The organism is Nocardia sp. NPDC057440, assembly GCF_042802915.1.
Lineage (GTDB): Bacteria > Actinomycetota > Actinomycetes > Mycobacteriales > Mycobacteriaceae > Nocardia.
The window spans coordinates 19,262-34,173 of sequence record NZ_JBHVDF010000015.1; the positions used below are offsets into that span (position 1 = coordinate 19,262).

Consider the following 14,912-nt stretch of genomic DNA (forward strand, 5'->3'; position numbering starts at 1 on the left):
GGTCAGTCATTGGCCCAGCGGGCATTCCGACCGCGTCATGAAGCGACTCCGGTGCCATCGGAGATCATGCTGGCGTCTCTGAGGTCTAGCGGACGGCAAGTCCCCTGAGGCGACTCAATGTCAGGTGGTCCATTCTTCCAGCAGCGCAGCAATCTGGGGCACTTCCATATCGCCTTGCGCAATCGCATTCATGGCTTTCTCCTGCGCCTCTGGGAATGCTTTGACGTGTTCGCCGTTGATCCGCAACATAATCGCCGCCGCAAGGAATGCGGTCCTCTTGTTGCCATCGATGAGGGCATGATTCCGTGCGATCGAATGCAGCAGTGCCGCCGCCTTGTCTATGAGACGTGGGTACGCCTCGTGCCCGAACACCGTGGTGCGGGGACGTTCCACCGAGGCCGCCAACAAGCCTGCGTCGCGAACGGCGGCATGTCCGCCGTTCACTGCGGTAGCAATGGCCAGTAGTTCCTCGAGGGTGAGATATTTCATGCCAGTCGCTCGAGCAGTTCGGCGTGCTCGGTCATAGTTTCGGCGAGTAGTCGGTCGAAGGCTTCGGCGCGGCGTGTCAGGTGAAGGTGGATCGCCTCTTGGGCAATCTCTTGCTTGCTGCGGCCTTCCCGCTGAGCCTGTTCGGTGAGCGCACGGTCGTCGTCATCGTTGAGTCTTAGTGTCATAGCCATACGAGCCATGATACCTCGGTGGTATCACCTGTTCTTGGTGTCACCGATGCGGCCCGCCGGCACTTGGCCGACGGGCCATCCGCTTCCGGCTTCGGGGACTCAGAACTTGTAGGAGATCCCGGTCATGCGCTCGGATTCCTCCCAGAGCCGACGCTGCAATTCCCGGCTGTTCGACAGCTTGCTCGACGGCGCCGCCTCCACCGGTCCCTGGCTCTGGAAGAACTTGGTCGGGCCCCAGTAGGTGGACGGGTCGGCGTCCGGCATGGTCGCCGCGAACAGCGTCGAGTGCGCGGCCTTGGCCGGGGAGTGACCGACGAGGCGGATGAAGGGCTTGCTGATCCGGTCGATCGGGGTCTCGGTTTTGGCGAACAGGTCGGTGGCCGAGACACCGGGGTGCACCACGTAAGAGCGCTTACCGGAACCGGATTCGGTCAGTCGGTGCTGTAATTCCCTGCCGAACATCAGGTTCGCGAGCTTGGACTGGGCATAGGCCAGATTGCGCTGGTAGCGACGGTTTTCGTAGTTCAGGTCATCGATCCACAGCTTGGGGGTCTGCTTGTGGGCGATGCTCGCGAGACTCACCACTCGGTCGCGCATCCGGTCCAGCAGCAGCCCGGTCAGCGCGAAGTGGCCGAGATGGTTGACGCCGAACTGGGTTTCGAACCCGTCCTTGGTGCGGGAGAAGGGCACGTTCATCAGGCCCGCGTTATTGATCAGCACGTCGAATTCGCCAGTACTGTCGGCGAATCGGCGCACCGAGGCCAGATCCGCGAGATCCAGCACGGCGACACGGACATCGCCGTCGATGCGCTCGGCGATCGTCTTGGCCTTCTCCGCGTTGCGGCAGGCCATGATCACCGTGCCGCCTTTGGCCGCCAGCACCGTGGTGGTCTCGACGCCGAGGCCGCCGTTGGCTCCGGTGACGATAAAGGTGCGCCCGCTCTGGTCGGGTACTTCTGTTGGTTTCCACGCCATGGGCCCGACCTTACTCCGGAGTAAGTTCCAGGGGAAGGACGACACGAGTTTGTGATCCGAGCGTCTCGGACACCCATGCCCCGCGCGGCCGAAAACGCTCGGACACGCGGGGCGAAGTACCTCAGCGGCCGCTGCCGATCGGCTGCTGGAAGGCCGCGGCCAGGGTGGCGCCCGCCGTCTCCTCCCAGACCTTCCAGGTCGCCGGATCGAGCATCATCGAGCCGACATCGCTGGTCGAGCAGCCCGCGGCGACCGGAGCGCCCGCGAAGCGATCCTTCAGCCACAGCAGTGCTCGTGGCGCACCGATGGGATCGAGGGTGAGGTGTTCGCTGAAGTGGTCGCGGGTGTACTCGACTCGCGCGTTCGGATCCTGGCAATAGGTGTCGACCACCGTATTGACCGGTCCGACCGGAATCAGCCAGTCCGCATTGGCCTGATACATGTACATCGGCATATCCGGAACATGCTGTCCCATCCGGGTTTTCGCCAGCGTCTCGGCGACGGCCGGATCGCTGAACGGATCGGCGTCGAGCATGCCGAGGTTGTCGCCGAATGGGAACAGCGCCGCCTGATAGCTCGCGCAGAGCTGGTCCTTGGCGATCAGCATGACGCGCCCGAGTGGGTTCATGTGCCGGTCGAGGAAGTCGCGCAACGCGGGGTACTCGCGGGAAACGCCCAGCGCGCCCGCCATGATCAGGCCGGACGACAAATTGCCGTTGGCCAGCTTCAGCGCGGCCGCGAGATCGGCGGGGATGCCGCCTTCCGCGACGCCGACCACGTTCAGTTCCGGTGCGTATTCGCCGCGTAGCTCGGCAGCGTGACCGGTCGCGATCGCGCCGCCGGAGTAGCCCATCAGGCCGACTCTCGTCTGCGTTCCCGACAGCTGCATCGGGTCGAAGTGCTCCGCGGCGCGGATGCCGTCCAGGGTGATGCGCCCGGCCAGCGGGCCTGCGGCGTAGGCCGAGTCGGGTCCCTGATGGTCGGGAACCACCACGGCCCAGCCCTGCGCCAGCGCGGCCTGCACCTCGAGGAATTGCGCGGCAACCAGTGTCGAACCGGTGATGGTCGCCGGGATCGAGCCCATCTGCAGCTGATAGGACGGCATGCAGTAGTTGCCGGTGGAGTCCTCGGCGATCTGGTAGGAGAACAGCGGCCGATCGGCGACGTAGCCGCGCGGCTTGATCACCGTGGCGACTGCGGGGATCGCGTCGCCGCGGGTGTTCGTCGAGCGGTAGGACAGCTGCCAGGCGTCGACATTGACCGGAAGCAGCGAGAGGTTGGCCAGATTCACCTGCCGGGCGGCAATGAGTTCGCCGGGAGCCTTGTCCAGGTAGCTCTCGGGAGCCGGGCGGTAGAACGCCGGGTCGAAGCCGGGTGGCAGCGGTGGAATCGGGAACGGCAGCGCGGGCTGGACCGGTGGATTGTCCGGCGGCGGCGTCGCAGGCGCTGGTGCGGCGAGCGTGACGTACAGACCTGCGAGGGTGGCCAGCGTCGCCGCCATCGCTCGCCGGCGTCTGGAACTGAATAGAGCGGGCAAGATGAACCTCTTCGTCCAGCCGGGCCAAATGTGATCCCGAATGGTCTCACATTAAACATGTGGCGACGGTCACTCCGCAAGGAGCACCCGGCGATCCGTGGACAAATCGCCGTTCGAGTGGCTACGGCGCTGTCGATCCCGCTTCGCTACCGTGGTGTGCGTGACAACCACAGTGGGCAGGCAATACGGCGGTCGCGCCGTGGCCGAGCGGAAGGCCGAGCGCCGCCTGCGGTTCCTCGATGCGGCGACCAGGATCTTCGCCGAACGCGGTTACCCCGCATGCTCGCTCGCGGATGTCTGCGCCGCGGCAGGGCTGTCCAAGCGGCAGTTCTACGAGGAGTTCCAGACCAGGGAGGACGTCTTGATCGCGGCCTACGACCGCATTCAGGACGAGGCCGCGGCGGCTGTCATGGCGGCACTCGAGCAGCTCGCTCCGAGCTTCGACATGACCGCCGCGATGACCACGGTGCTCACCGCGTATCTCCAGTCGGTCGGCTCCGACCCGTACCGGGCCAAGGTCGCGTTCATCGAGGTGGTCGGGGTCAGCGAGCGGATGGAACGCTACCGGCGCGAGCGCCGCCACTCGTGGGGGATGGTGCTGGAATCTCTGGTGGTGCCCGCCGTCGCGGCGGGCGGTCGAGTGCGCGGTGGACCCGGGCTCAGCACCAGCGCCCTGATCGGCGCGATCAACGGACTCGCCCACGAGTGGCTGCTCGCCGACCCGCGCCCACCGGTCGAGGCGTTGGTCGAGGTGCTCGTCCCGGTGGCGGTGGCGTTGATCGAAACGCCGTGACCGCCACCGGGATACCGCGCTAGGCGAGCATGCCCTCCAGCGTGCGGGTGCACGACGGCCTGCGCAATTTGCCCATGCCCTTGGCTTCGATCTGCCGGACTCGTTCGCGGGATACGCCGAGGGTGGTGCCGATTTCCGCCAAGGTCCGCGGCTCGCCGCGATCCAGGCCGAAGCGCAGCCCGATCACCTCGGCCTCTTTGGCGGTGAGCGTCGCGAGTGCCGCGTCGAGCTGAACACGCAGCATGGCCTCTGCCACCACATCGGCAGGGTCGGGAACATCATCGGCGAGCAGCCCGCCGAGTTCGGTGTCGTCCTCCTCTCCGACCGGGGTGTGCAGCGAAATCGGTTCGCGTCCATGGCGCATCACGTCCTCGACCTGGGTGACCGACAGGTCCAGCTCGGCGGCCACCTCCGCGACGCTCGCCTCGCGGCCCAGTTGCTGCGACAGCGTGCGCCGGGTGCGGGTGACGCGGTTGAGCACATCCACCACATGCACGGGGATGCGGATGGTGCGGCCCAGGTCGGCCAGCGCGCGGCCGATCGACTGGCGGATCCACCAGGTGGCGTAGGTGGACAGCTTGAGCCCGCGCCGGTGATCGAATTTCTCTACCGCGCGGATCAGACCGCAGGTGCCCTCCTGGATGAGGTCGAGCAGCGACATGCTGGTCGGCGTCGGGTAGCGCTTGGCGACGGAGACGACAAGGCGCAGGTTGGCCTGGACCATGTGCTCCTTGGCGCGCCTGCCGTCCGCGGCGGTGCGCCGCAACCCGCGCCGTTCCGTGACGGTGAGTTCGATTCCCGCGGAGGCGCTTTCGTCGAGGCGTTGCTGGGCGAGCGCACCCGCCTCGATGCGCCCGCCGAGCTCGACTTCCTGCGTCGCGGTCAGCAGCGCGGTCCGCCCGATCTTCCGCAGGTAGTCCTTGATGGGGTCCTCGCTGACCATGCCGTTGGCCGTGCGGGTGGAGCGAGTGGTGCAGATCTGGGTCACGGGTGCGCCTTTCGATCGAGCGAGGGGAGAGGCCGGTAGTTCGATGCGGGCGGGCCGCATCGGCTACCAGCTGGTCGTGCGGATTCAGCGGCGGTGCGGATTCAGTGGCCGGGAATCCGCAGCGGACGCCGTGGCCGCGCGCGGAATCCCTGTCCTTTCGATGCGCTGCTCGACTGACGGCCGCGCCTGCTGTCGCCGCCGGGGAACCCACTCGCGGTCCGGATCTTTGGGGCGGCAGCGTGATTCGCGGAATGCGCTACCGCGCGCTCGGCCGACTTCGGCGACGAGCTCTGTTCGAGCATGCCGCGGATCACGGCGTCCAGCGTGCTGTCGTACTCGGCCATGGTGGCTGCTCCCTCGTGGCTGGTCTGCATCGTGTTGCGGGTCGGGGCTGCTACGTCGTGACCGTGGGGCATCCGTTTCTCCTTCGTCTTCGTCGTCTCGCGACGACGAGAGCAAATTTAGAACAGACCTAAAAATATGTCAAGCATAAATTTATGACGAGATCATGTAGTCTGGCCGGCATGAGTGCACAGACCGTCGGCACGGGCGTCGAGCAGGGGCTTCGGGCCAAAAAGAAGCAGCAGACGAGGGAGAAGATCTCGCGCCAGGCCACGCTGCTGTTCCTGGAGCGCGGATTCGACAAGGTGACGATCGCGGATGTGGCCGCGGCCGCCGAGGTCGCCAAGATGACGGTCACCAATTACTTCCCGCGCAAGGAGGACCTCGCGTTGGATCTGGGCGAAGTGTTCGTCGACCAGCTCGGCCGCACCGTCCGCGAACGCGCGGCGGGGGAGTCCGCGCTCGCCGCGTTGCGGCGCGCCTATCTGGCCGCGGTCGCCGATCAGGATCCGGTCGTCGGATTCTCCGGTCCGGAATTCGCCGGGCTGATCGCGGGCAGTCCCGCGCTGGTCGCCAGGCTGCGCGAATTCCACGAGGAGCGGGAGGCGGCGCTGGCGCGGACCCTCGTGACCGAAACCGGCACTGTGCCGGGCGATATCACGCCGCGGGTGGCGGCGGCGCTGCTGGGCGGGGTGCATCGGGTGCTGTTCGACGAGACGATGCGCCGCACGCTCGCAGGCGAGTCCAACGACGACATCGCCGCGGCACTGCGGGGGTACATCGAGGTCGCGTTCGCCGCTGTGGAGCCGTCGCTGGCCGACTACGCGGTGCGGTCCCGCGCACCGAAGGGGGCCGGTCACATCGAGTGACTCTCGGCGATTGCCGAGCGCGATGACGTCGATTGCGGAAAGATTGCCCACAGTTCAGTAGCTCGTGTGTGTTGTTCGGCATGCTCCCGATTACCCACGATCCCGGAGGTCCCGCAATGGTCAACATCCTGCTCGTGCACGGTGCCATCGCCGACGGCTCGTCCTGGTCCGGTGTCATCCCCACGCTCCAGGCCGCGGGCCACCATGTCGTGGCCGTGCAGCAGCCGCTGTCCTCGATTCCCGACGATGTCACCAAGGTGCGTCAGGCGCTCGACATCCTCGAAGGCCCGACCGTTGTCGTCGGGCATTCCTTCGGCGGCTGCGTTATCACCAATGCCGCGCACGGCGCCAGGAATGTGAAGGCGCTGGTCTACGTCGCGGCGTTCGCGCCGGACGAGGGGGAGACGGTCACGGCGCTCGGTGGGCCGTTCGGTCAGCCGCCCTCGGCGCAATTCTTCGTGACCGACCCGCAGGGCAGGGTGACGCTGCCGCAGGACAAGTTCGTCGAGTACTTCGCCTTCGACGTCGATCCGGTGCAGGCGCGCGTCATGGCTGCCGTGCAAGGCCCGAGCGACGCGGCGCGCTTCGGCTTCGTCTCGGGTCCGCCCGCCTGGCGCGAATTCCCGAGCTGGTACATCGTCGCGGGCAACGACCTGATCATCGGCACGCAGCTCGAAGAGGTGCTCGCCGAGCGGATGGGCGCGAAGACAACCAAGGTCGCAGGCGCCAGCCACGCGGTCATGGTGTCCAACCCGGAGGCGGTCGCCCAGGTGATCCTCGAGGCGGCGGCGGGCTGAACGGCCGGCTGGTTGCCTCCCGTTTGCCTGGGCTCGTGTCGCGCCGGCCCGGCCATCGACGTCGGCACATACTGAACCGATGACCGGTGCAGTCGCTGTCGCCGACGCTTCCGCGCCCCCGCCGTTGAGCAGGGCGCGGACCAACATTGTGTTCGGCACCATCGTGCTCGGAATGCTGATGGCCGCGCTCGATCAGACCATCGTCTCCACCGCGCTGCCGACGATCGTCGCCGATCTCGGTGGTGCGGGGCACATAGGCTGGGTGGTCACCTCCTATCTGCTCGCCGAGGCGGTGGCGACGGCACTGGCGGGCAAGCTCGGCGATCTGTTCGGCCGCAAGCTGGTGTTCCAGCTCAGCGCGCTGATCTTCATCGTCGGCTCGATGGTCGCGGGCCTGGCCAACGGCATGCTGGTGCTGATCATCGCGCGCGCCGTCCAGGGCCTCGGCGGTGGTGGCCTCATGGTCACGGCGATGGCGCTGATCGCCGACATCATCCCGCTGCGCGAACGCGGCAAGTATCAGGGCGCGCTCGGCGCGGTCTTCGGCGTCACCACGGTGATCGGCCCGACGCTCGGCGGTTTGTTCACCGACCATGCGAGCTGGCGCTGGTGCTTCTATGTCAACGTGCCCGTCGCGATCGTCATGATCGCCCTCGCGGCGCGCACCATCCCGCGGGTGCGGGCCGCGATCAAGCCCATCATCGACTACGCGGGCATCGGGTTGGTCGCGCTCGGCGTCTCCAGCCTCATCCTCGGACTGGAATGGGGCGGCACCGAATATTCGTGGGGTTCTTGGCAGATCATCGGCCTGTTCGTCGCCGCGGTGATTTTGCTGGCGGCGTTCGTCGCGGTCGAATTGCGGGCGACCGAACCGATGCTGCCGATGGGATTGTTCCGCAGCAGAGTGTTCACGGTCTGCTCGGTCCTGAGCTTCATCGTCGGCTTCGCGATGCTCGGCGCGATTACCTACCTGCCCGCGTATCTGCAGTACGTGAAGGGGGTGTCGGCCACCATCTCCGGCCTCCGGACGTTGCCGCTGGTCGCGGGACTGCTGTTCACCTCGATCCTGTCCGGGCAGATCGTCGGAAAGACCGGTCGCTACCGATACTTCCCGATCGTGGGCACCGCGGTGATGGCGTTGGGTTTGTATCTGATGTCCACGATGGGCCGAAACGCCAGCATCTGGCAGGAATCGCTGTACATGCTGATCCTCGGTCTCGGTATCGGCCTTGCCATGCAGGTGCTGACCATCGTCGTGCAGAACACCGTGCCCTACGCGCAATTGGGTACGGCAACGTCGGGAGTCACCTTCTTCCGCACTCTCGGCAGCGCATTCGGCACCGCGATATTCGGCACGCTGTACACCAACCAGATCACCCCCAATCTGACCGCGGCCCTGGCCGAGGTGAAGGTCGTGCCGCCCGCGGTGGCGGCCAATCCGCAGCAGCTGCGGGCCCTGCCTGCCGATGTCGCCGCGCCGATCATCGATGCCTACGCGAAGTCCATCGACCACGTCTTCCTGTGGGTGGTCCCGGTCGCGCTCGTCGGCTTCGTCGTCGCGTGGTTCCTGAAGGAAGTGCCGCTGCGCGACAGCGCCCGGGCCGGCGCTTCCGATGTGGGCGAGGGCTTTTCGGTGCCCGATTCCCCCGATCGCGTAGTGCTGCTGGAGCGCGCGGTCTCCGGTGCGATGCACAAGGCGCACGCCCAGGGGCCGATCGGACCGCGCATTCTCGCGGACTCGGGATCGACGTTGAGTCCGGACCGGGCATGGGCGCTCGGCCAGGTGTACATGCACACCCGGGTTCGCGGTGTGGCCACGCTCGACGCCATCGCGCGCGCCCACAAGGTGCCGTCCGAGGTCATTCGCCCGGTCTACGTGCAGGTGATCGCCGCGGGTTATGTCACCGCCGACGATGGCCGCGTTCGACTCACCGATTCCGGCCGCGCCGAGGTCGACCGGCTCCAGGCATCGTGGCGACGGTGGCTCGACACCCAGCTCGACGACTGGGACCACAGCGACCCCGCCGACCACGCGCTGCTCGATCAGGCGCTGGAGAACATCGCCACCAAGCTCCTCGACGAGCAGGCCCAGGAGCGCGAACCCGTCGACGCTTGATCCCCTTGCGCCCGATTACTCGTAGACGTATATTCGTAGACGAGTAATCGGGAGGTAGTCATGGCCACGAAGCGCAAGGTGAACAATCTGCTGGCGCTGGCGGTGCTCTCGGTGATCGTCGAGCGGCCGATGCACCGATACGAGATCGCGTCGACGCTGCGTGATCGCGGCAAAGACCGCGATATGGATATCAAATGGGGCTCGCTGTACACGGTCGTCCAGAATCTGGAAAAAGCCGGCTTTCTCGAGATCGTCGGCAGCGAGCGCGACGGGGCACGCCCGGAACGCACGATTTACCAGATCACCGACGCCGGTCGCACGGAAATGGCCGACTGGACAAGGGAATTGATCGCCACCCCGGAACCGGAACACCACAGGTTCACCGCGGGACTCTCCATCGCGGCGGCGCTATCGCCGGACGAGGTGGCCGAGTTGCTCGGCAGGCGCATCGAAGCGCTGGGTCACATCATCGACGCTGTGCGCCGAGAACTCGACGGACTCACCACTACGCTGCCACGGCTGTTCATCATCGAGTCCGAGTACGGGCTCGCGATGCTGGAAGCCGAGCAGGACTGGGCGCGGTCGTTCCGCGACGAGCTCACCTCGGGGAGCTTCCCCGGCGTGGACTGGTGGCGGCAGCTGCATGCCGATGGCGTGGAGCCCGCGGAAGTCGCGAAGCTCGTAGAAGGAGGGAACGCGCCGCTATAGGGCGCAATTGTCAGATCGATGTCATCGTCGGATCGAGACCAGGCTCGGCGGGGTGCGGCAACACCGCCGCCGAGCCCGATGTAACCGTCTCGAACCGTGCCCGCATACGCGCACTCGGCCACGAGGTTGGCAACCACAGGATAACTGGGTGAGCGGCAGACGGGTCGGTTCGGGGATTCCACACAACCCGTATCGCACAAACCTGGAGACACCCATGTCCACAACACGAACCGCACTTGTCATCGGCGGCGGCGTCGCCGGACCCGTCACGGCCACCGCGCTGCGCAAGGCGGGCATCGACGCCCGTGTCTACGAGGCCTACCCGGGCCCGACCTTCGGTGTCGGCAGCGGGCTCGCGCTCGCTCCGAACGGCGTTGCCGCACTGGACATCATCGGCGCGGGTGATCGCATTCGAGAAATGGCCTCGCCGATCACCGATATGGCGATGTCGGTCGGCGGCAAGCGCGTGCACCTGCCGACGCTGCCGAACACCCTGCTGCAGTTGGTCGATCGCAACGAGCTGCATCAGGCGTTGCACGATCACGCGGTCGCCGCGGGCGTGCCCTTCGAATACAACAAACGACTGGTCGGCGTCGACGAGCACGAGTCCGGCGTTACCGCGCATTTCACCGACGGCACCAGCGCCACCGCGGATGTGCTGATCGGGGCCGACGGCATCCGCTCGACCGTTCGCGGCCTCATCGACCCGAACGCGCCGGGGCCGGAGTACACCGGCATGCTCGGCTTCGGCGGGATCATCGACAGCGATATCGACATCGAGCCGGGGACAATGACTTTCGCCTTCGGAAAACAAGCGTATTACCTGTACGGGGCGGTCGATCCGGGCCGGATCATGTGGGGCGCGAACCTCCCGCACAAGGAGTACATGTCGCTCAGCGAGGCGCGGGCGGTCCCGGCCGAGCATTGGCTGAAAATCTTGCGCGAGACCTACGCCGAGGACACCCCCGGTGGCCAGCTCGCCCGCAATACGACCGCGGAAACGCTCGAAACGACCGGAGCCCTGCACATCATGCCGCCGGTTCCGCGGTGGTACCGAGGTCGGATGGTCCTGGTCGGCGACTCGGTGCACGCACCGTCCAACAGCTCCGGCCAGGGTGCGTCACTCGCCATCGAGAGCGCCGTCCAACTGGCACGATGCCTGCGGGACCTGCCGGACCCGGCCTCGGCCTTCGCCGCGTACGAGCGGTCGCGGCGCTCGCGGGTGGAAGGCATCGCCGCTCGGGCCGCGAAGATCAACCACAGCAAAACGCCGGGCCCGGTGGCGCGCAAGGTGATGCCGGTGATCATGCGGGTGATGGTCAGGTTCATGGACCTGGAGAAGACCATCGGCGCCGAGCAGCGCTACCGGATCGACTGGGATGCCCCGGTCGATCAGGAGCCGGTGGCAGTCGGCTGAGCAGAACTCGGCCGTGGCCGCCGCCGCGCCCGCCACGGCCGAGTCGGTGCTCGACCCGGCTGATGACCGGCATCTGCCAATAGACTTGGCGGGTGACCGATAGGAATTCCGATGGCGATCTGGATCTGAACCAGGTGCGCAGCTTCCTGGCCGTGCACCGTGCGGGATCTATTACCGCAGGTGCGCGGCTGATCGGTCTGTCCCAGCCGACGGTGACAACGCAGCTGCAAGCGCTGGAGAAACGGCTCGGCTATCGGCTGTTCGACCGGCTGCCGCGTGGCGTGACAGCGACCGACGCCGCCGTCGAACTCGCCGCAAGGGTGGCCGGGCCACTGGACGCGCTCAGCGGCATCATGGGCGGCACGATACCGGCGCGACCGATCACCCAGCCGCCGGTCCGCCTGGCCGGGCCCGCCGAAATGCTTGCGGTGCAGGCGCTTCCCGCGCTTGCCTCGTTGATCGCCGATGGCGTTCGGCTGAATGTCACGGCGGGACTTTCGGAGGCACTGCTCGCCGGGCTGCGGGCGGGGCACTACGACCTGGTCGTATCCACCGTCCGTCCGCGCGGCCGGGCAGTGGTCGCCGAACCGCTCGCCGACGAGGAGTTCGTCCTGGTCGCCGCACCGTCTATCGCGGAGCGGATCGATCTCGCCCGGCTGCGTGCCGAGGGGCCGACGGCGCTGACCGGTGTCCCCCTGGTCAGCTACGCCGCGGATCTGCCGATCCTGCGGCGGTATTGGCGGCATGTGTTCGGCGTGCGATTGGCCGCCGACCCGGCGGTCGTAGTCGCCGATCTCCGCGCGGTCGCGGCCCTGGTCGCCGCGGGCGGAGGCATCAGTGTGCTGCCGCGCTACCTGTGCACCGCACGCCTTGCCACCGGTGCGTTGGTCGCACTGCTCGAACCCGACGATCCACCGATCAACACCGGGTTCCTCGTGCGCAGGCCCGGTACTACGGCTCGTCCGCACATCGATCTGGTTTACGAGCGGCTACTGGCGGTGCGCGACGAGTGGTGAGCTCGTGCACACCAGGTAGCCCGCGGCCGCGCCGGTCGCCGGATGCGGTGCCCTCGGTCAGGTCGACTGTTCGGCTGAGGGCACAGGCGGCGTGCCATGTGCCGAGGTGTCGCGCGTCCACAGGTGCGCGACGACCTCGAGCACACTCGCTTCGACTGTGCGGCTGTGGACGCCGCCGTCGCGCGCTCGGCCGGGCGTGCGGTTCGTCCTCAGTCGGTCTCGCCGCCGCCTCGGCGGTCCGCGTGGCGGCGCAGGATATCGGCGGTCTGTTCGTCAGCGGGCAGGAACGCCTCCAGATGCAACTCCGAGAGGGTGATGTCGACAGCGGTGGCGAAGGAGGTGATAGTGGTGATGAGCCTGAGCTCGCCGTCGTCGCTGCGCAGCCGTAGCGGCACCGCGAAGCCGAGATGGTCCGGGCCCGGATTCACTTCTGGGAGATAGCCTTCCAGCTCGGCGATGAAATCGTCGAGGCCGGCATCGGGGCTGCGCATGGCCTTGCCGCGCAGGCTCTCGGTGACGTGTCTGCCCCACTCCGGCAGGTTCACCACTCGTCGTGCGAGACCATCGGGATGCAGCGCGAGACGCAGCACATTGATCGGAGGCCTCAGCAACTCCGGCGCGACACCCTCGGTGAGCACATCGAACGCGGCGTTGGCGGCGAGCAGAATTCCGTAGGGCCGCACGACGACCGCGGGGTAGGGCATATGCCCGTCGAGTATGCGCACCAGCGCCTCACGTACCGGGCCCAACTCTCGGGTGTCCATATCCGATTCGGGGAAGACCGGTGCGAACCCGGCCGACAACAACAGTCCATTGCGCTCGCGCAGCGACAGCTCGAGCGACTCGGCCAACCGGACCACCATGGTCCGGCCCGGCCTGGACCGCCCCTGTTCCAGGAAACTCAGATATCGCTGGCTGGTGTCCGCGCGAATCGCGAGGTCGAGCTGGCTCACCCGGCGTTGGGTTCGCCAGTGCCGTAGCTGCGTGGCGAATGGGCTCGGTTCTAGCGCCGTCGTCATGGCTCCAGTGAATCCGACCGAGCTGGTCCGCGCCATTCCTCGCAGGGAATTATCGAGGTGTACCTGCGGCTAATACCCTTCATTCCCTGCGGGGAATCGCGCACCTGATCGGCCTCGGCAAAGCTCTGTGCCATGAGCAAGCAATTCGATGAGAACGAACTGGCCACACTGACCGAGCGCTACGTCGACATGTGGAACGAGCCCGACGCCGAGAACCGCAGCAAGCTGATCCGCGAACTGTGGGCGGCCGACGGAGCCCAGGTGCTGGCCGACCCGCCGCAGGAAATCCGCGAGGCGGCCGCGGCGCTCGCCTTCCCGATTCCGACTCTGGAGGTCCGCGGGCACGAGGCCCTGGAACGCCGGGTCACTCGCGCCTACGAAATGTTCGTCGCGCCGGGCGAGCATGTCTTCGCCGCCCGCGGTCAGGCGACCCAGCTGTCGGTGAACCTCGTCGGCATCACCTGGTTGATGGTCTCGCAGGCCGACGGATCGGTCGCGGGCGGCGGCTACGACGTGCTCGCCCTCGACGAGGACGGGCGCATCCGGGTCGATCACCAGTTCATCGGCGTCGCCTGACACCGAACGTTTCAGCACCACAGAGTTTCAGCACCATAGAGTTTCAGGAGCACGTCATGAATGCGATTGCCTACCACCTCGATCCGCTGCGCGGCCTCGAAGGACTGACGACTCGGGCACAGGAGGTTCCCGAGCCGGGTCCGAACCAAGTCGTCATCCGGGTGCGCGCGGCCTCGATCAACCGACGCGACCTGATGCTGTTGGAGGGCATCTACCCGCTGCCCGCCACCCCCGGCATCATTCCGTTGTCGGACGGGGTCGGCGAGGTGATCGCCGTGGGCGAAGCAGTGACTCGCACCGCGCTCGGTGACCGGGTGACCGCCTCGTACTTCGTGCGGTGGATCGACGGACCGCAGCGGCTGGCCCAGGTCGCCGAACAGTACGGCGCCAACTTCAACGGAATGCTCGCCACCTACGCACTGATCGAGGAGGACTCGGTGGTGCACGTGCCCGAGCACCTCACCGATGTCGAGGCGGCCACGCTCACCTGCGCGGGTGTCGTCGCCTGGGCGGCGCTGACCAAGCCGCAGCCGGTGGGACCGGGTGAGACGGTGCTGACCGTCGGCAGCGGCACGGTCGCGCTCTACGGCGTGCAGCACGCCAAAATGCTGGGCGCCCGCGTCATCTCGATCACCTCGGGCCCCGACAAGGCCGAGCGGCTGCGCAAGCTCGGTGCGGACGAGGTCGTCGACCGGAGCCGGACACCGGACTGGGACGAGGCCGTGCTGGAGCTCACCGAGGGCCATGGTGTCGAACATGTGCTGGAAGCCGTTGGGCTGCCGACACTGTCGAAGTCGGTGAAGTCCGCCGGATACAACGCGATGATCACCATGATCGGCGCTACGCAAATGTCGGAGGGCCGGCCGTTCGAGAATCCGTTCGTCGGCCCGTATCTCGGCATCCGCCGCATCGCCGTCGGCAGTCGTACCGACTTCGAGGCGATGAATCGCGCGATCACCGAACACCGGCTGCACCCGGTCATCGATCGGACATTCCCGCTCGACCAGGCCGTCGAGGCCTACCGGTACTTCCGTGACGGCAACCCGTTCGGCAAGGTCGTCGTCACGATGCCCTGATCA

At 66.9% G+C, this 14,912-nt stretch carries 16 protein-coding genes; 9 read left to right on the plus strand and 7 right to left on the minus strand.

The window, feature by feature from the left end; all coding sequences use genetic code 11:
- Nucleotides 1-120 precede the first annotated feature (120 nt).
- From ACFU4Z_RS27080 to ACFU4Z_RS27095, 4 genes are all read right to left on the minus strand, one after another.
- The gene (locus ACFU4Z_RS27080) at nucleotides 121-489 is read right to left on the minus strand and encodes a type II toxin-antitoxin system death-on-curing family toxin (RefSeq protein ID WP_379067910.1); all 369 of its coding nucleotides are present in this window, start codon (nucleotides 487-489) and stop codon (nucleotides 121-123) included.
- The gene (locus ACFU4Z_RS27085; protein WP_379067913.1) at nucleotides 486-680 is read right to left on the minus strand and encodes a ribbon-helix-helix protein, CopG family; all 195 of its coding nucleotides are present in this window, start codon (nucleotides 678-680) and stop codon (nucleotides 486-488) included. The genes ACFU4Z_RS27080 and ACFU4Z_RS27085 overlap by 4 nt, the downstream gene beginning before the upstream one ends.
- A gap of 99 nt (nucleotides 681-779) precedes the next feature.
- Nucleotides 780-1,655 (minus strand): oxidoreductase, encoded by an 876-nt coding sequence (locus ACFU4Z_RS27090; RefSeq protein ID WP_379067916.1) that lies wholly within the window; start codon nucleotides 1,653-1,655, stop codon nucleotides 780-782.
- A gap of 121 nt (nucleotides 1,656-1,776) precedes the next feature.
- Entirely contained in the window at nucleotides 1,777-3,156 is a 1,380-nt protein-coding gene (locus ACFU4Z_RS27095; RefSeq protein WP_379067919.1) for a lipase family protein, read from the minus strand.
- 196 nt (nucleotides 3,157-3,352) lie between these two features.
- On the opposite strand from ACFU4Z_RS27095, the gene ACFU4Z_RS27100 reads away from it, so the two are divergent.
- The gene (locus tag ACFU4Z_RS27100; RefSeq protein ID WP_379067922.1) at nucleotides 3,353-3,985 is read left to right on the plus strand and encodes a TetR/AcrR family transcriptional regulator; all 633 of its coding nucleotides are present in this window, start codon (nucleotides 3,353-3,355) and stop codon (nucleotides 3,983-3,985) included.
- 19 nt (nucleotides 3,986-4,004) lie between these two features.
- Here the strand turns inward: ACFU4Z_RS27100 and ACFU4Z_RS27105 are convergent, their stop codons facing one another.
- Complete coding sequence (locus ACFU4Z_RS27105; RefSeq protein ID WP_379067924.1) at nucleotides 4,005-4,973, minus strand: sigma-70 family RNA polymerase sigma factor; 969 nt, start codon at nucleotides 4,971-4,973, stop codon at nucleotides 4,005-4,007.
- 101 nt (nucleotides 4,974-5,074) lie between these two features.
- Nucleotides 5,075-5,389: a hypothetical protein gene (locus ACFU4Z_RS27110; protein WP_379067927.1), complete on the minus strand. Its 315-nt coding sequence runs from the start codon at nucleotides 5,387-5,389 to the stop codon at nucleotides 5,075-5,077.
- Between the two features lie 108 nt (nucleotides 5,390-5,497).
- Here ACFU4Z_RS27110 and ACFU4Z_RS27115 point away from each other — a divergent pair, with 108 nt between their 5' ends.
- The 6 genes from ACFU4Z_RS27115 (at nucleotide 5,498) to ACFU4Z_RS27140 (ending at nucleotide 12,238) form a co-directional block, all read left to right on the plus strand.
- Entirely contained in the window at nucleotides 5,498-6,184 is a 687-nt protein-coding gene (locus tag ACFU4Z_RS27115; protein ID WP_379067929.1) for a TetR/AcrR family transcriptional regulator, read from the plus strand.
- 116 nt (nucleotides 6,185-6,300) lie between these two features.
- The gene (locus ACFU4Z_RS27120; RefSeq protein WP_379067932.1) at nucleotides 6,301-6,981 is read left to right on the plus strand and encodes an alpha/beta fold hydrolase; all 681 of its coding nucleotides are present in this window, start codon (nucleotides 6,301-6,303) and stop codon (nucleotides 6,979-6,981) included.
- A gap of 79 nt (nucleotides 6,982-7,060) precedes the next feature.
- Entirely contained in the window at nucleotides 7,061-9,097 is a 2,037-nt protein-coding gene (locus ACFU4Z_RS27125) for a DHA2 family efflux MFS transporter permease subunit (protein WP_379067934.1), read from the plus strand.
- Nucleotides 9,098-9,157: 60 nt separating this feature from the next.
- Nucleotides 9,158-9,805: a PadR family transcriptional regulator gene (locus ACFU4Z_RS27130; protein WP_379067936.1), complete on the plus strand. Its 648-nt coding sequence runs from the start codon at nucleotides 9,158-9,160 to the stop codon at nucleotides 9,803-9,805.
- Between the two features lie 214 nt (nucleotides 9,806-10,019).
- A complete protein-coding gene (locus ACFU4Z_RS27135; protein ID WP_379067939.1) occupies nucleotides 10,020-11,222 on the plus strand; it encodes an FAD-dependent oxidoreductase in 1,203 nt (400 codons plus the stop codon).
- Nucleotides 11,223-11,314: 92 nt separating this feature from the next.
- The gene (locus ACFU4Z_RS27140; RefSeq protein WP_379067942.1) at nucleotides 11,315-12,238 is read left to right on the plus strand and encodes a LysR family transcriptional regulator; all 924 of its coding nucleotides are present in this window, start codon (nucleotides 11,315-11,317) and stop codon (nucleotides 12,236-12,238) included.
- A 209-nt stretch (nucleotides 12,239-12,447) separates the two neighbouring features.
- Here ACFU4Z_RS27140 and ACFU4Z_RS27145 read toward each other — a convergent pair whose 3' ends face one another.
- Nucleotides 12,448-13,257, minus strand: coding sequence for a helix-turn-helix domain-containing protein (locus tag ACFU4Z_RS27145; protein ID WP_379067945.1), 810 nt, complete (start codon nucleotides 13,255-13,257; stop codon nucleotides 12,448-12,450).
- Between the two features lie 132 nt (nucleotides 13,258-13,389).
- Between ACFU4Z_RS27145 and ACFU4Z_RS27150 the strand changes: the two genes are divergently transcribed.
- Complete coding sequence (locus ACFU4Z_RS27150; RefSeq protein WP_379067948.1) at nucleotides 13,390-13,833, plus strand: hypothetical protein; 444 nt, start codon at nucleotides 13,390-13,392, stop codon at nucleotides 13,831-13,833.
- Nucleotides 13,834-13,889: 56 nt separating this feature from the next.
- Complete coding sequence (locus ACFU4Z_RS27155) at nucleotides 13,890-14,909, plus strand: NAD(P)-dependent alcohol dehydrogenase (protein ID WP_379067951.1); 1,020 nt, start codon at nucleotides 13,890-13,892, stop codon at nucleotides 14,907-14,909.
- Nucleotides 14,910-14,912 lie beyond the last annotated feature (3 nt).